Source organism: Rickettsia endosymbiont of Pantilius tunicatus, assembly GCF_964291875.1.
Taxonomy (GTDB): domain Bacteria; phylum Pseudomonadota; class Alphaproteobacteria; order Rickettsiales; family Rickettsiaceae; genus Rickettsia.
This window is the reverse complement of sequence record NZ_OZ198175.1, coordinates 1,559,886-1,576,589: the sequence shown is the minus strand read 5'-3', so window position 1 is coordinate 1,576,589 and position 16,704 is coordinate 1,559,886. Positions and strand designations below refer to the sequence as shown.

Genomic DNA, 16,704 nt, shown 5'->3' with positions numbered 1-16,704 from the left:
AAGTGAATAACCCCTTGCTCTATTGATTGTTCGGAACCAAAGGAAGTAAGGAGTAACATATCGGGGCACGGTTCATTAATTATAATTATATTAATAACCTGACCACCATCGTTACCTCCTTACAATATCTAAAACTATGCATCATTTTAGATACTTATTAAATACATAAACCACCATGAATGTTTTGTGGTGGTTAAAACTTGAGCAATTTAAGTTTATATTCATTGGGGACACATGCTTGATACCAAAAAAATAATAATCTTCCTTACACCTATCTCAAATTCTAAAAATCGTAAACGCCACAGAGAGCTTATAAATAATTACTGTTAGCAAAATAATTTCCAAATATCAAAGATCATAGAGCAAAATTCATTTCATCATACTTATATACGCAAATTAATTGATGAAATAAGAAACGAGCCTAAAGGGACGTTTACTATTCTAATTGAGGATATAATACTAAACGATCCAAATAGTATAATTTTTACCTCAAGCCTTGGAACTTTATATTTGTTTGGGTTTATTCATACAGAAATATATAAAAAATCTTTCCAAGAGATAAAATTATATGATGGTATAATTTGTAATAGTTGAGATTTTATCTTACATTTAGTAAAATAAATTAATTATTAAATGGAGATAAGAAATGAACTTAAATCAAAAAATAATAAAGCCAAAATTAGGATTACTAGAACTCGCTAAGAGTCTTGGTAGCATATCATCAGCATGTAAAGCGATGGGCTATAGCAGAGATAGTTATTACAGATTTAAAGAACTGTATGAAACTGGTGGTGAAGAAGCGTTGTATGAAATTAGTCGAAGAAAGCCAATAATAGCCAATAGAGTTGATCCAGTGATAGAGAAGGCAGTAATGGATATGGCAATAGAATATCCAGCATATGGTCAGCTAAGAGTATCAAATGAGCTTAAGAAGAGCGGTATACTTGTATCACCTGGAGGAGTGAGATCAATTTGGTTACGTAATGATTTAAACAATATCAATAAAAGGCTTAAAGCATTAGAAGCAAGGATGGCTCAGGATGGTATTGTACTTACTGAATCTCAGTTACAAGTACTAGAGAAACGACGTAGCGAAAAAGAAGCCCATGGCGAGATTGAGACACAGCATCCAGGTTATCTAGGATGCCAAGATACATATTATGTAGGAAATTTTAAGGGTATAGGTAAGGTTTATTCTCAGGTATTTATTGATAGCTATAGCAGAGTAGCTGATGCTAAACTATATACTGATAAAACAGCTTTAATTGCTGCTGATATGCTTAATGACCGCGTGTTACCATGGTATGAAACTCAAGGCATACAATACTTCGTATTCTGACAGATCGCGGGTCAGAATATAAGGGAAATATAGAGCATCATGCTTTTGAATTATTTCTAAGTATCGAAGGTATAGAACATACTATTACTAAAGCATATTCTCCTCAAACAAATGGTATGTGTGAACGTTTTAATAAAACTATGACACAAGAATTCTTTGATACAGCTATGCGGAAAAGGATCTACACTGATCTTGATGATTTACAATTAGATCTTGATATTTGGTTAGAGCATTTCAATAATGAGCGACCACATTCAGGAAAATATTGTTATGGTAAAACGCCTATGCAAACTTTTAAGGATAGTAAGAAATTAGCTATTGAAAAGAACAATGAAATCTTATATCTTGAATACTCATCTGACAGTCATAATTTATCAGATATTCAGATATAATTTTTATAGTGCCTGTAAGATCAAATCTTGACTTCTACAAGTATTGCGGCTTTTAGTTTATACTATACTTTAGAATCCCATAAAGACAAAAATAATTTCTCATTTTCTTAAAGTAGGTTTATACTTCTAGTATATAACAACATTAAGGGTGTATATGACCAGTGAAAATAATAATACAGAATTTGCTGAATTAAAGATTAGAGATAAAATATTCAAATTACCTATATTAAAGGCAAGTATTGGGCAGGATGTAATTGATATTAGTAAAGTATATTCTGAAGCGGATTGCTTTACTTACGATCCGGGTTTTATGTCTACTGCTTCGTGTAGATCAACTATAACTTATATAGATGGCGATCAAGGGATTTTGCGGCATCGTGGTTATGATATAAAAGATTTAGCCGAAAAAAGCGACTTTTTAGAGGTGGCATATTTATTGATTTATGGAGAATTACCAAATAGTAAGCAGTATAATGATTTTACTAAAAAGGTTGCTCATCATGCGTTAGTTAATGAAAGATTACATTATTTGTTCCAAACGTTTTGCAGCTCTTCGCATCCTATGGCTATTATGCTTGCGGCAGTTGGTTCTCTTTCTGCATTTTATCCTGATTTACTGAATTTCTTTAAAGAAGCAGATTATGAGCTTACAGCTATTAGAATGATAGCTAAAATCCCAACTATTGCGGCTATGTCTTATAAATATTCTATAGGTCAACCCTTTGTCTATCCTGATAATTCTTTAGATTTTACCGAAAACTTTTTGCATATGATGTTTGCAACACCTTGTGAGAAATATAAAGTAAATCCGGTGGTAAAGAATGCCTTAAACAAGATATTTATTTTACATGCTGATCATGAGCAAAATGCTTCTACTTCAACAGTTAGAATTGCTGGCTCTTCGGGGGCTAATCCTTTTGCGTGTGTCAGCACTGGTATTGCATCGCTTTGGGGACCTGCTCATGGTGGAGCTAATGAAGCCGTGATAAATATGCTGAAAGAAATAGGCAGTGTAGAGAACATTCCTAAATATATCGCTAAAGCTAAAGATAAAAATGATAATTTTAGGCTAATGGGTTTTGGTCATCGTGTATATAAAAATTATGACCCACGGGCGGCAGTACTTAAAGAAACCTGCAAAGAGGTGTTAAAAGAACTTGGGCAGCTAGATAATAATCCGTTATTACAAATTGCTATAGAGCTTGAAGCAATCGCTCTTAAAGATGAGTATTTTATTGAGAGAAAATTATATCCAAACGTTGATTTTTATTCAGGTATTATTTATAAAGCGATGGGTATACCTCCGCAGATGTTCACAGTGCTTTTTGCCACAGCAAGAACAGTAGGCTGGATGGCACAATGGAAAGAAATGCATGAAGATCCAGAGCAAAAAATCAGTAGACCAAGGCAGCTTTATACCGGTCAAGTTCATCGAGAATATAAGACTATTAAAGAGAGATAAATTTTGATATAATGTGTTTTTAAACAGCGTATCGTCATTGCGAAGAGTAGAGAACGTTTTTACATGTCTTCTATGTCATTCCCGCGAAGGCGGGAATCTAGAAAAATAAACATACAAACAATAGTAAGATTTACATTAAAAGCTCGATTTCTCTCGCTTTATGCTGGATCCCGTGGACAAGCCACGGGATGACACAACAATACAACAACACCAAGATATAATAAAGAACATATGAATTTTATTGATGAAGTTAAGATATATATAAAAGGTGGAAATGGCGGCAATGGTTGCGTTAGTTTTCATCGTGAAAAATTTATTGACCGAGGTGGTCCTGATGGTGGTGACGGCGGACGTGGTGGTAGTATTATTTTTAGAAGCAATCACCATCTCAATACGCTAGTAAATTATAGATATAAGCAGCATTTTATCGCAGATAGTGGTGAAAATGGTAAAGGCTCAAATAAAAGCGGTAAATCTGGTAAATCTCTAACTCTTGATGTGCCGATCGGTACGCAAATTTTTGCAGAAGATAGCGATATATTACTACATGATTTTACTGAAGATGATCAGACTTTTGAAATAATTAAAGGCGGAAATGGTGGTCTTGGCAATAGCCATTTCAAAACATCCGTCAATCAAGCACCAAGACGTAGAACAGAGGGAGAATTTGCTGAAGAAATGTGGATTCAGTTAAGCCTAAAGCTTCTTTCCGATGTTGGGCTTGTTGGTCTTCCTAATGCCGGTAAGTCTACCTTTTTATCAGTGGTATCGGCAGCTAAACCTAAAATCGCCGATTATCCATTTACTACTTTAGTGCCGAATCTTGGAGTAGTGTATATTGATGATGAAGAGTTTGTTATAGCTGATATTCCAGGCTTAATAGAGGGAGCTAGTCAAGGGCATGGTTTGGGTGATAAATGCCTAAAGCATATTGAAAGATGTAACGTGCTGATTCATTTAATAGATGGCAGTAGTGAGGACGTTGTGGCTGATTATAATATAGTACGCACGGAACTTGAATCTTATTCAGATTATTTAAAAGATAAAACCCAAATTATTTGCCTTAACAAAATCGATGTTTTAACTGATGAGGAAATAGAAGCAAAAATAACTGAGTTACAAAAAATCACCGGTAAAGAAATTTTCCCTATCTCTACCTATACCAATACTGGTATCACAAAAATAATCAAACTAGCCCTTCAGACTATTAAGGATTAGTACGTTTATATGTCATTCCTGCGAAAGTAGGAATCCAGCATTCTAGTTGTCATCCCGTGGACAAGCAACTAGGTGACAACAAACTTTCCTCGCAATGACACCTTTCTAATTCTTGTTGTAAATTTACTTATTTATGAAAATTTTTTTAAGTAGTGTTAATATTTATTTATTCAACTTACAGATCAAAGATGATTTTATTTGTAATGGTAAATATTTTAGAGTTAATGCCATGTATAAATTGATGACTAGTTTTATTGGAAGTCCTAAGCAAGAACATAAAACAGAAATAGAGAAAACAGTAAATAATATAGACGAATTTCCAGAATATTTTAATTATTTATTTAGCAAAGAAAAAAATAAGGATGATACAGCTCAGTCTAGGATAGAAAATATTAATATTAGAAAGATATTAACTCCTGAATCAATATCTCATAAACCTCCAGCAAACAAAGATGTTATTAATTATTTATTTAATAATTTTCGTAATAAGTTTAATAAAAAATTAGAAAAACCAGCTGGTGCTATTGAAAAATTTATTTCTGCTACATCTTTTGAGTTTAGTTATAATTCCTCAATAAAAGAAGATAGAGAACTTTTAGCAGACTGCTTAAGGAATAATATAACTATTGAAAAAGTAGTGTTAAAATATTGTAATTTTGATGATGGAGATGCGAGATATTTTGCAAATATTTTCTGGTATAATGATAAGATACGGCATCTATCTTTAGCAGACAATGAAAAAATAACTGCGTTTGGAATCAAAACTTTATTAAATATAAAAGAATACAATAAAGTATTACAAGAATTACTAGTTCATCTCCCAAATCAATATAAAAATCGTATTGAGTTTTATTCTATAGAGAATACTTCAGATAAATTTCGGATAAGTAATAATAACGGAATAAATATTTTTGATAAAGAAGCCATAAATGCTTATCTAAAAAAATTACAAGAAAAAAATTTAGACTATACTATTGAAAGTAAAAATTTATGAGTTAATACAACACGTTCTGCGTTAGAAGAGAAAGTACATAAGAATGCTGGGATACTTTTTAGGCTTATTACGGAAAGTTATAATGAAATTATCGGGAGAGGAAATTTAGATAAAGTATTGATGTTATTTGGACTAGAAGAAGTGGGAAAAACAGTAATTGGGTGTCAATTAAGCGATTCTACAGATGCAGAAAAATTTACAGTAACAGAATTAAATAAATTAAAACCTATAGATTCTGAATATTACAAAAAGATAAGGCATAGCCAAATCATCGACAATAATCCAAATAATCAAAGCAATCAAAACAACCCAGTTAACCCAGATAATACAAATAAAGAAGATGATTATAAGCGTGTTAATAATTTTTTAAATAAAGATTTGGCAATAAATATTATGGAATGCTCTGGTATACATGGCGGGGCAATAAATCAAGTGCAAGAAATTTTAGACTTATATTCTTATTGGCAAATAATTAAATTGGCAGCAAAAATTAAATTTGGAATAATTATCACAGATAATAGTACGAAGCCAATAATTACTTATACTATAAACGAATTTATCAAGTTTTTTAAAAATGAAACTAATGAATTAACTAAAGAAGTTCAAGAAGATCTCAACGATGCATTATTTTATATAGTAAATCTTGCAACTGAGTGTGGAACAAAAGAAAAAAAAAGATAATAAAGTTGTACAAATAAAAAAATATTTAGAAAATCTTATTAATTACTCAAAAGGTGCAGAGCAAAATTTTATAATATCACAGTTAATTAAATCTGTTCATTTATTCAAAAAAGCAACTTCTAAAGAGCCTTTTTCTGAGTCACTGAATTTTAAGGATTTATTAGAAACAGATAAATGGTGGGGATTAAAAGAAGTATATATAAGCCCTATTTCGTATAAAAACAATGTAATAGAATTACCAGAAGTTTTATCTAAAATGATAAATGATAATATTGCGGTAATAGGTAAAATTATCATAAAGTTTTTTGAAGCTAATAAAGAGTTTATAGAGAATCCTATTTTTTCGTTTTTTAGGCTTGATCTACAACAAGAATTAGCTTCAGAAATGTTTTCTAAGCATTATGATTTGCTAAAAAGCTATAGCTTAATGCGATAAGGTAGTGACTTTTTTAAGAGCATAGTAAACCGCATCAAAAAAGTGCTCAAAATTATAAACAGTTTTTCTTATTTCGTTCTTGATTTTAAACCAGTAATGCTCAATAGGATTTAAATCAGGAGAGTAAGTTGGTAAAAATAAAATACTGCAACCAACAGATTCAATTAACGTTTTCACTTTTGTACTTTTATGAAAATTAATATTATCCATTACTACTATCTGACCAGGCTTTAACTCTTTGATCAATATCTCTTGTACATAAGTTTCAAAAATGTCCTTATTACATGTCCCATCAAATATTATTGGGACAATAATATCTTTGGCAGACACCCCAGCAATCATACTAATCCGTGATTTATGTTGATAGACCCTTTCACCATAACATCTTTGACCGATAATGCTCCACCCGTGTTCTCTACAGCTATTATCTTCTATCCCAGATTCATCGATAAATACTAAATCTTGTTTGTCTATAGTTTTTAGTTTCAATATAAACTCATTCCTTAGACCAACATCTCTTTTGGGATGAAGAAAAGTTTTTTTTATAACTATAACCTAATTTATTAAGCAATCTTGATATCGTACTTGCAGATACTTTTTGACTCCAGTTGTTAGCTAGTTCCATGGTGGTTTTATCAAAATTTAATTCTATAAATTTTTTAAATCCTTCTATGTCTCTTATTATTCTACGATGTCCTGTATGATAACCACTTTTTGCTTTGATATCGCCGGTTTGTTTCTTTAATTTTTTCCATTCTATTATAGTCTTCCTACTAATAGAGTATATCTCAGAAGTCTCTTTTATTGTTTTACCATCTGTTAAACTTTTTATTACTCGTATTCTTAAATCGTATGAATATGCCTTTGCCATAAGTTTTTCATTTAGTATAATCTAACTCATACTCTAAGTCACTATCTTATCGCATTAAGCTATATCTACCAAAAACAATATTACCAGAAGCAATAAGCCCTATAAAAGTAGTTAATAAAAAAAACTTTTCCAGCATTACAAGAAATAAAAGAATTGAAAGATGTTTATAATAACAACATTAATGAGCATTTTAAAATGATTCCTGCATTTCTGGAAATTATAAGGAAGTTTTATAATATAAAAGGGACTGCTACTAATGAAAAATAAAACCTTTTTCAAGAAAAATTAGGAAATTATGTATATTTTATAAAGCAGCAATTGGAAGCTCTATCATTCTGCAAAAAACTCTTCCCTCACTCCGCAACATTTGAACCACTTAAAAAAGCTGTTGATATTGCAGGAAAAATTTTAATTGACGTAGATTTGTTAAGTAAGGCTATTTTAGATATAAAATTAGAACCTTATAATGTTACTAATAACAGAGAAAATAATCAACAGCAATTTGATTATTATAAAGAAGTACTAAGTTGGCTTAATGATTTTAGTGCAGGAAAATTTTCAAAAACAGAACAATATAGTGCTAATTTTACTGCTAATGTAATGAAAGCTAAATCTCATTATTTTTTAGGTGTGTTATATGAAAATAATATTGATCTTGTTGGCAGTACTAACGTTGAAGATAAATATTTAGGCATATCATATAAAAATAATAATTGGCTTGCTGCAAATGAGAAAAAGCTATATTCGCTTTTAGCAATTAGAGAATATATTTAAGCTTTAAAAATAGAACTAAAAGAATATTGTGAAAATACAAAAGCTGAAAAAGATTATAGTTTTATGTATGGTTCTGGAGGGTGGAAAATTACTTTTCCTGTTATTTGTTCAAAGATAGGTAATTTACTTTTAAACTTAGGTAAATCTTATTATAGCACAAATCAAAGTGAGCACTCCATTCCTTTAATTTTGGAAGCCATAAAATATTTTATGATAAGCGTAAATTTGAGGTATATTGAAGCATGCGACACAATTCTTACAGAAATTTTTGATAAACAACCAAGAGATATAAAGGATAAATTACAAAAACAATTATGCGAATTTTTAGGAGAATATTTATTAAAATTAGGTTTATTCAAAAAAGCAGAGTATAAATTTCAAGAAGCCCAGGGGCTCACTAACGATAGTAAAGAGCAAATAGAACTAGAAGTAAAAATTAAGGAAATTAGAGGGATAGAGTCAAATCTTTCTTTCCTTAAAGCTAAATGTGAAAAAGGTGAGTTCGAAGACCTTAGTATATTTAAAGAGAAAACCTTAGGAAAGTTATTTTTGGTAGGAACTAAAAAGTTGCTTAATAATTTTACTAAAATACCTCAAGAACCGCAATATAAAGATCTATATGATGAAATTGATCCACCACAACCACAAGCAGTGCTTCAGCCAGAGCCACAACCGCAGCCGCAACAAGCACCAGAGCCACAGGCACCAAATCCACCAGTAAATGAGAATGTATAGCTTAATGCGATAAGATAGTGACTTAGAGTATGAGTTAGATTATACTAAATGAAAAACTTATGGCAAAGGCATATTCATACGATTTAAGAATACGAGTAATAAAAAGTTTAACAGATGGTAAAACAATAAAAGAGACTTCTGAGATATACTCTATTAGTAGGAAGACTATAATAGAATGGAAAAAATTAAAGAAACAAACCGGCGATATCAAAGCAAAAAGTGGTTATCATACAGGACATCGTAGAATAATAAGAGACATAGAAGGATTTAAAAAATTTATAGAATTAAATTTTGATAAAACCACCATGGAACTAGCTAACAACTGGAGTCAAAAAGTATCTGCAAGTACGATATCAAGATTGCTTAATAAATTAGGTTATAGTTATAAAAAAAACTTTTCTTCATCCCAAAAGAGATGTTGGTCTAAGGAATGAGTTTATATTGAAACTAAAAACTATAGACAAACAAGATTTAGTATTTATCGATGAATCTGGGATAGAAGATAATAGCTGTAGAGAACACGGGTGGAGCATTATCGGTCAAAGATGTTATGGTGAAAGGGTCTATCAACATAAATCACGGATTAGTATGATTGCTGGGGTGTCTGCCAAAGATATTATTGCCCCAATAATATTTGATGGGACATGTAATAAGGACATTTTTGAAACTTATGTACAAGAGATATTGATCAAAGAGTTAAAGCCTGGTCAGATAGTAGTAATGGATAATATTAATTTTCATAAAAGTACAAAAGTGAAAACGTTAATTGAATCTGTTGGTTGCAGTATTTTATTTTTACCAACTTACTCTCCTGATTTAAATCCTATTGAGCATTACTGGTTTAAAATCAAGAACGAAATAAGAAAAACTGTTTATAATTTTGAGCACTTTTTTGATGCGGTTTACTATGCTCTTAAAAAAGTTACTACCTTATCGCATTAAGCTATACCACCAATTAATCAAAGCGAAGTTGATTGTTTAGGAGGCAATAACGAAATACAGAGTCATATAACTTGAAAACCACTCTTTGTGTCATGCGGTGGGGACATTATTGCGTGGAACAGTTTTCCAGTTGTCATCTAGCTCACTTGTAGCGGGATCCAGTTAAAAATACTAATAATATATTTTAGCTATATTCTTTTACGTGTAAATAAATATAATCCTATTGATAAAATAAAGAATATATTCAAGTAACAAGCAGTAATAAAAGCTAAATTTTTTGAAGCAAAGTTTTGTAGTGTAAAGTGAGCAGAAGTAGCTATTAATACTGATAAAGCAGCAAATAATATCGGCATGAAAGTTGTTTTTTTACTATAAGGATATTTTAAGAAAACTGCCAATGCTAAAAATGGTAATACAAAATTATATAAAGGCCAAATGATTCGTTGATGGGCTTCGGCAATTAATTTAATTTTTTTCATAGGGTTTAGATCAATAGGAGGTGCAAGCAATTCGTCAATATAATATTCATTTGCTTCTTTATTATGTGTTGTTCTTTGTGATATTAACGGATTATCATTTTGTAGCTTTATCATCAATGAATCAAAAGTTAGCTGCGTTATATTCCCATTTATATCATATTCTTGCCTACTACCCTTACTAAGCTCAAAAATAGGATCATTCTCGTATATATCAAGTATTCCAGAATTTGCAAATACTACGGATGGGTTATCAGTATTGCGGTTATCAAATATGATTACTCCTTTCATAACATTCCCTACAGATTTTTTATCTATATAAACAGTAATATCTTTTGTTATTTTGTTAAAAGTCTTTTCCTCAATCATACTTGATATATAGTTATTCTTTATAAAGCTTAAACGTGATTTTAAATTTATATGAGATAAAGGCATGATGGTAGAAGATATGTAATAAGCAAGTAATGCAACTATCAATGCTACATATAAAGCAGGTAGTGCTAATTGTAGGTTACCTACTCCCGAAGTTTGTAATATAATTAATTGTCCCTCAATTTTTAGGTTATTATAAATATAAATTATTGTAATAACTGTTATGATAGGTAATAAAATAAATAGTAAGGTAGGTAGGACTAAAATTATTAAACTCAGGAAATCCATAACTTTTATACCTTTGTCAAATAAATATAAAAGCTTTAATACTTGAGTAATCCATACCAAGCTAGTCATTGAAAAAGTAATGACTATAAGCAGAGGTAGGATATTTTTTATAAAATATTTTCGATATAGTAACATATATTTATTCCAAATGTGTGTCGTCCCATGACTTAATCGCCGGCATTGCGAGGAGGCATTGTTGCGTGGATCAATTTTTCCTCTGTCATCCCGCGAGCTTGTAGCGGGAACCAGCTTAAAATACTAAAATTGTTAGTGTTAAGATTTGCTTTTCTGGATATCGTGGTCAAGCCACGGTATGACTACCTTAGGGCGTTTTTTGATCCACGCAACAATGCTTTGCAAGGAGCCGTAGCGACGTGGCAATCTCGTGAAGCAAAACTCCTGAGATTGCACACGTACAAAACTTACAGTTTTTCCTCGCAATGACTAAGAATAAACCGACCCACCCACTTTATTACATTATTTTTAAAAATTCGGTAAATTAGCTTACCAATTAATATTGTTATAAGTCCGGTTATAATACCATAAATTATGTCGCTTGGATAGTGCATAGCAAGACTAATGCGAGATAAAGATACTAATATAATAACACAAATCATTAATATTTTAACTGGTAATTTAATATAATTCCAAATAAAATACGTTACTAAAACGCTAAGTGCCGTATGGCTACTTGGAAAACTCGATAAACATCTTTCACTTGTAGTATTTAATATAGTGATAAAACTTCCTTCATGGAGGCTGCAATAAGGGCGTGGTAAATTAACAGTAAATTTAAGAGCAGTAAAGACCAAACCAAATATGCCGTATATTATCCCAACTTCGACTAATTTATTATAATTATGCCAAAATTTATTTTGTCGCTCATTATCATTTTTAATTTTCTTTAGTTGAATATAAAGATATATACAGTATAAAATATATATAATGGCAAAATTAGCGATATTAAAACAAAAAGAAATTATTCTTAAAAAGTAAGCAAATAGCCCAATATTAGTAATTTTATTTAAAAATAAGAATATTTCTTGATTTAAGCCGCAAAAATTATAAAAAACTTCAAACATTATTTTATTAGTTTATGTTACAAGTAACAATACTGGGCTGCGGAGCATCTATAGGCGTACCGGTTATCGGATGCGATTGCTCTGTATGTCTATCAGATTCAAAGTACAATAAAAGAACTAGATCAGCAATATATATCAACGATGAAAATAGTCAAATATTAGTTGATTTTGGTTTTGATATTAAACATCAACTAATAAGAGAAAAGGTAAATAAACTTGATTGTGCGATATTAACGCATTATCATTCTGATCACGTTAATGGAATTGATGATTTACGAATATTTTCTTTTATGGAAAAAAAGGCACTAGAAATCTATACAGACGAGAGTACTGCGGCAAATTTACATAAGAAATTTGACTATTTATTTAATTCTGATTTATTTGTACAAGGTCAGATATTTGAAACTAAACAAGTTAATTTTTCTGACAAGATTAAGATTAACACAATTGAAATACAATTTTTTAGGCAAAATCATGGTCCTATTGATAGTTTAGGTTTACGGATAGGTGATTTTGTGTATTCGCCTGATGTTATTAATTTCCCGCCAGAGTCAGAAAAATTTTTGCAAAATATAAAAGTATGGATTTTAGATTGTATGGATTTTACTTCAAATAAAAACCATGCAGGGCTTGATAAGGTCTTAGAGTGGCAAGAGAAATATAAACCAGAGCAAATATTATTGACAAATATGCGGCATACTATAGATTATCATGAAATTATAAAAATACTTCCAGATAATGCTAAGCCACTTTATGATGGTTATAAATTTAATATATGATTATTTTAGAAAAAGTCTGTAAGCGTTACGGCAAAAATTACGGAATAAAAAATATAGATTTAAGTTTTACTGCTAAAGAAACCACTGTAATAATTGGTCCGTCAGGAGGTGGTAAAACTACTTTGTTACGTGTTTTAAATAATTTAGAAGAGCCAACTAGTGGAACTTTGCTTGTAGATGGCAAAAAGCTATTGCCAAAAGATAGAAGAAAATTGCGGCTAAAAGTTGGGATGGTTTTTCAGAATTTTAATCTCTTTCCGCATTTAAGCGTGGGTGATAATCTGATTTATACACCGGTGAATGTTTTAAAAATTCCAAAAGATGAAGCTATATCAAAAGCAAAGGAATTGCTTGAAAAGTTTAAGCTAAGCCAGAAGTTTAACTCGTATCCCGCAAATCTATCAGGTGGGCAGAAGCAGCGTATTGCAATAGCAAGGGCTTTAATGATGAAGCCGGAAATTTTATTGTTTGATGAGCCAACTTCAGCGTTAGATCCTGAAAATATTAAGGATGTGATCGAGAATATTAATTTACTAAAAGAGCAGATGAGTATGGTAGTAGTAACCCATCACTTAAAATTTGCCAAACTAATAGCTAATCGTATTATTTTTATGGATCAAGGACAGATTTTAGCAAATCAGCCGGCACAAGAGTTTTTTAACAAACCAGCTTCTCATAGGGCTAGGTTGTTTTTAGAAAATATCGGGGATTTTTTATAAAGAAGTGCATTTCTGCACCTCCTTATGGAAAAGAATAAATCAAAAAGTATCAAAAATAAAAGGTGACTTCCACTTTTTATATTAATTGTTATACTTTCAATATGGACAGAAAATACATAAAACTTATATTTATAATTTGCAGTACTATATTCGTAACTGGCTTAGCATACAAATATATCAATCAGCACTATCCAAAGTTTTTTAAAGAGCCACAGAATATCGGAAGTTTTTGTGCGTCGTTATTAATATTATTTAGTGTAATTTATAGCACTATAAGTCAAAATGAAATACGTAAATTTTGCTTGCAGTTAGCAGCTTGGGCAGCAGTTTTTTTAGTTATAATTATCGGTTATGCTTTTAGATTTGAGCTAAATTATGCTTACCAAAGAGTAGCATCAGTGTTGATTCCATCATATAATTGGTCTACAGAAGCTGGCGAAATAATCATAGCTCGTAGTGGAGATGGACATTTTTATATTGATGCTGATGTGAATAATGTTAAGATAAGCTTCATGGTTGATACTGGAGCAAGTGATGTAGCTTTAACAAAAGAAGATGCTCAAAAATTAGGATTTGATCTAACTCAGTTAAAATATACTAGAACCTATCTAACTGCTAATGGTGAGAATAAAGCTGCTCCTATAAAATTAGATAGTGTAGTAATCGGTAAAGAATTTAAGAATGTTAGTGGACATATCGGACTTGGTGATCTTGATGTTTCTCTTCTTGGTATGTCAGTACTTGAACGCTTTAAAGGCTTTAGAATTGACAAGGATCTACTAATTTTGAATTACTAGAATAAAGCTTATTTAAAGCCTATAGTCCTCAAACTAATGGAATATGTGAACGATCCCACAAAACTATGCAGAAAAAATTTCATCATATTTATCCCGTAAAAAGTTTTATTCCACCTTATAAGAATTACAAATTGATATAGATAATTGGCATTGAACATGAGAATATTAGTAATTGGAGCTAACGGCTTTATTTGATCATATATTACTGCTGCATTATTAAAAAGTAATTATAAAGTAGTATGTGCCGTTAGGGATATTGAATCCACTAGAAAAAATTCCCTACTACAGAAATTATACATTGTGATTTTAATACAGCTCTTAGCCCTCAAGATTGGATAAATAAATTAGAGAAAATAGATATAGTTATTAATGCCTCAGGTGTATTAACGTCTAGTCGTGCTAATAATATTGAAAATGTTCATGTTAATGGTCCAAAAGCTCTATTTAAGGCTTGCACTATTACTAACGTAAAAAGAATTATTCATATTTCAGCTCTTGGAATAGATGATGAAAAAAACACTGCTTATGCTTTAACCAAAAAAGTAACAGAAAGATATTTACAAAAATTAGAAAATATAGATTGGGTAGTTTTACAACCTTCTCTCATTTATGCGAACGGTTGCTATGGTGGTACATCATTATTTAGGGCTTTAGCAACATTACCGTATTTTATTCCTCTAATAGGTGAAGGTTTACAACAATTTCAACCTATCCATATTTAAGATCTAACGAAAGTAATCATTCATTGTGTAGAAAGAAAAGGAAAAATTTGTAGATTATTAAAAATAGTTGGACCTGATATAGTTACTATGAAGGACATCTTGATTGAATTTAGAAGATGGCTTGGGGTCGAACCTGCAAGACTGATAAAAATTCCTTTAATATTCATTAAAATAGCCTCTAAGTTAGGGGATTTTTAGGCTCTGTCCAAATAAGTGTGTAAATTTCCCAAAGGTTATATAAAAGAAAATATAACAAAAAGAGAAATTACAATGATAGAGAAACAAAATGCTGCAATGGATCAAGCGATAGATTTATTGATCAATAATGATACAGACGTATCAACTTTATTTGCGTAGGATGGTTTATTAAAAGAACTGACCAAGCGTCTTGTAGAGAGAGCTTTACAGTCTGAGATGAATAATCATTTAGGATATAGCAAGTATAATGTGTAGAAGTCAAGATTTGATCTTACAGACACTATAAAAATTATATCTGAATATCTGATAAATTATGACTGTCAGATGAGTATTCAAGATATAAGATTTCATTGTTCTTTTCAATAGCTAATTTCTTACTATCCTTAAAAGTTTGCATAGGCATTTTACCATAACAATATTTTCCTGAATGTGGTCGCTCATTATTGAAATGCTCTAACCAAATATCAAGATCTAATTGTAAATCATCAAGATCAGTGTAGATCCTTTTCCGCATAGCTGTATCAAAGAATTCTTGTGTCATAGTTTTATTAAAACGTTCACACATACCATTTGTTTGAGGAGAATATGCTTTAGTAATAGTATGTTCTATACCTTCGATACTTAGAAATAATTCAAAAGCATGATGCTCTATATTTCCCTTATATTCTGACCCGCGATCTGTCAGAATACGAAGTATTGTATGCCTTGAGTTTCATACCATGGTAACACGCGGTCATTAAGCATATCAGCAGCAGTTAAAGCTGTTTTATCAGTATATAGTTTAGCATCAGCTACTCTGCTATAGCTATCAATAAATACCTGAGAATAAACCTTACCTATACCCTTAAAATTTCCTACATAATATGTATCTTGGCATCCTAGATAACCTGGATGCTGTGTCTCAATCTCGCCATGGGCTTCTTTTTCGCTACGTCGTTTCTCTAGTACTTGTAACTGAGATTCAGTAAGTACAATACCATCCTGAGCCATCCTTGCTTCTAATGCTTTAAGCCTTTTATTGATATTGTTTAAATCATTACGTAACCAAATTGATCTCACTCCTCCAGGTGATACAAGTATACCGCTCTTCTTAAGCTCATTTGATACTCTTAGCTGACCATATGCTGGATATTCTATTGCCATATCCATTACTGCCTTCTCTATCACTGGATCAACTCTATTGGCTATTATTGGCTTTCTTCGACTAATTTCATACAACGCTTCTTCACCACCAGTTTCATACAGTTCTTTAAATCTGTAATAACTATCTCTGCTATAGCCCATCGCTTTACATGCTGATGATATGCTACCAAGACTCTTAGCGAGTTCTAGTAATCCTAATTTTGGCTTTATTATTTTTTGATTTAAGTTCATTTCTTATCTCCATTTAATAATTAATTTATTTTACTAAATGTAAGATCAAATCT

At 31.0% G+C, this 16,704-nt stretch carries 16 protein-coding genes and 3 pseudogenes; 15 read left to right on the top strand and 4 right to left on the bottom strand.

Annotated features, from left to right (window positions below; genetic code table 11):
* Positions 1-646 precede the first annotated feature (646 nt).
* The 6 genes and pseudogenes from ACICQC_RS09210 (at position 647) to ACICQC_RS09180 (ending at position 6,522) form a co-directional block, all read left to right on the top strand.
* A pseudogene (locus ACICQC_RS09210) lies at positions 647-1,731 on the top strand (IS481 family transposase).
* Between the two features lie 154 nt (positions 1,732-1,885).
* A complete protein-coding gene (locus ACICQC_RS09205; RefSeq protein WP_395476803.1) occupies positions 1,886-3,193 on the top strand; it encodes a citrate synthase in 1,308 nt (435 codons plus the stop codon).
* A 231-nt stretch (positions 3,194-3,424) separates the two neighbouring features.
* Positions 3,425-4,411, top strand: a complete 987-nt coding sequence (gene obgE / locus ACICQC_RS09195; protein WP_395476802.1) for a GTPase ObgE — start codon at positions 3,425-3,427, stop codon at positions 4,409-4,411.
* A 133-nt stretch (positions 4,412-4,544) separates the two neighbouring features.
* Positions 4,545-5,405, top strand: a complete 861-nt coding sequence (locus ACICQC_RS09190) for a hypothetical protein (RefSeq protein WP_395476800.1) — start codon at positions 4,545-4,547, stop codon at positions 5,403-5,405.
* Positions 5,406-5,522: 117 nt separating this feature from the next.
* Complete coding sequence (locus ACICQC_RS09185) at positions 5,523-6,086, top strand: hypothetical protein (RefSeq protein ID WP_395476799.1); 564 nt, start codon at positions 5,523-5,525, stop codon at positions 6,084-6,086.
* Positions 6,061-6,522, top strand: coding sequence for a hypothetical protein (locus ACICQC_RS09180; RefSeq protein ID WP_395476797.1), 462 nt, complete (start codon positions 6,061-6,063; stop codon positions 6,520-6,522). Before ACICQC_RS09185 ends, ACICQC_RS09180 begins: the two co-directional genes overlap by 26 nt.
* Here the strand turns inward: ACICQC_RS09180 and ACICQC_RS09175 are convergent.
* Positions 6,511-7,393, bottom strand: a protein-coding gene (locus ACICQC_RS09175) for an IS630 family transposase (protein WP_395476795.1) whose coding sequence is annotated in 2 segments (ribosomal slippage) — positions 6,511-7,065 and positions 7,067-7,393 — 882 coding nt in all. Because the reading frame shifts where the segments join, the coding sequence is not laid out codon by codon here. The two genes, ACICQC_RS09180 and ACICQC_RS09175, sit on opposite strands and share 12 nt — an antisense overlap.
* Before the next feature lie 318 nt (positions 7,394-7,711).
* On the opposite strand from ACICQC_RS09175, the gene ACICQC_RS09170 reads away from it, so the two are divergent.
* From ACICQC_RS09170 to ACICQC_RS09160, 3 genes are all read left to right on the top strand, one after another.
* Positions 7,712-8,167 (top strand): hypothetical protein, encoded by a 456-nt coding sequence (locus ACICQC_RS09170; protein ID WP_395476794.1) that lies wholly within the window; start codon positions 7,712-7,714, stop codon positions 8,165-8,167.
* Between the two features lie 63 nt (positions 8,168-8,230).
* Positions 8,231-8,902: a hypothetical protein gene (locus ACICQC_RS09165; protein WP_395476792.1), complete on the top strand. Its 672-nt coding sequence runs from the start codon at positions 8,231-8,233 to the stop codon at positions 8,900-8,902.
* A 59-nt stretch (positions 8,903-8,961) separates the two neighbouring features.
* Positions 8,962-9,844, top strand: a protein-coding gene (locus ACICQC_RS09160; RefSeq protein ID WP_395476791.1) for an IS630 family transposase whose coding sequence is annotated in 2 segments (ribosomal slippage) — positions 8,962-9,288 and positions 9,290-9,844 — 882 coding nt in all. Because the reading frame shifts where the segments join, the coding sequence is not laid out codon by codon here.
* Between the two features lie 188 nt (positions 9,845-10,032).
* Here the strand turns inward: ACICQC_RS09160 and ACICQC_RS09155 are convergent.
* Together ACICQC_RS09155 and ACICQC_RS09150 are read right to left on the bottom strand one after the other, a co-directional pair.
* Positions 10,033-11,115: an LptF/LptG family permease gene (locus ACICQC_RS09155; protein ID WP_395476790.1), complete on the bottom strand. Its 1,083-nt coding sequence runs from the start codon at positions 11,113-11,115 to the stop codon at positions 10,033-10,035.
* A 287-nt stretch (positions 11,116-11,402) separates the two neighbouring features.
* Positions 11,403-12,062 carry a phosphatase PAP2 family protein gene (locus ACICQC_RS09150; protein ID WP_395476788.1) on the bottom strand — a complete coding sequence of 220 codons (660 nt, stop codon included), beginning with the start codon at positions 12,060-12,062 and terminating at the stop codon, positions 11,403-11,405.
* Positions 12,063-12,076: 14 nt separating this feature from the next.
* Between ACICQC_RS09150 and ACICQC_RS09145 the strand changes: the two genes are divergently transcribed.
* The 6 genes and pseudogenes from ACICQC_RS09145 (at position 12,077) to ACICQC_RS09120 (ending at position 15,436) form a co-directional block, all read left to right on the top strand.
* Positions 12,077-12,841 (top strand): MBL fold metallo-hydrolase, encoded by a 765-nt coding sequence (locus tag ACICQC_RS09145; protein ID WP_395476787.1) that lies wholly within the window; start codon positions 12,077-12,079, stop codon positions 12,839-12,841.
* Positions 12,838-13,560, top strand: coding sequence for an amino acid ABC transporter ATP-binding protein (locus ACICQC_RS09140; RefSeq protein WP_395476786.1), 723 nt, complete (start codon positions 12,838-12,840; stop codon positions 13,558-13,560). The genes ACICQC_RS09145 and ACICQC_RS09140 overlap by 4 nt, the downstream gene beginning before the upstream one ends.
* A 101-nt stretch (positions 13,561-13,661) precedes the next feature.
* A complete protein-coding gene (locus ACICQC_RS09135; protein ID WP_395477707.1) occupies positions 13,662-14,357 on the top strand; it encodes a TIGR02281 family clan AA aspartic protease in 696 nt (231 codons plus the stop codon).
* A gap of 14 nt (positions 14,358-14,371) precedes the next feature.
* Positions 14,372-14,475: pseudogene (locus ACICQC_RS09130) on the top strand (IS481 family transposase); the annotation flags it as partial.
* A 172-nt stretch (positions 14,476-14,647) separates the two neighbouring features.
* On the top strand, positions 14,648-15,079 hold the full coding sequence (locus ACICQC_RS09125; protein ID WP_395477706.1) for an NAD(P)H-binding protein: 432 nt from the start codon (positions 14,648-14,650) through the stop codon (positions 15,077-15,079).
* A gap of 213 nt (positions 15,080-15,292) precedes the next feature.
* Entirely contained in the window at positions 15,293-15,436 is a 144-nt protein-coding gene (locus tag ACICQC_RS09120; RefSeq protein ID WP_395476784.1) for a hypothetical protein, read from the top strand.
* A 130-nt stretch (positions 15,437-15,566) separates the two neighbouring features.
* Here ACICQC_RS09120 and ACICQC_RS09115 read toward each other — a convergent pair.
* A pseudogene (locus tag ACICQC_RS09115) lies at positions 15,567-16,651 on the bottom strand (IS481 family transposase).
* Positions 16,652-16,704: the final 53 nt, after the last annotated feature.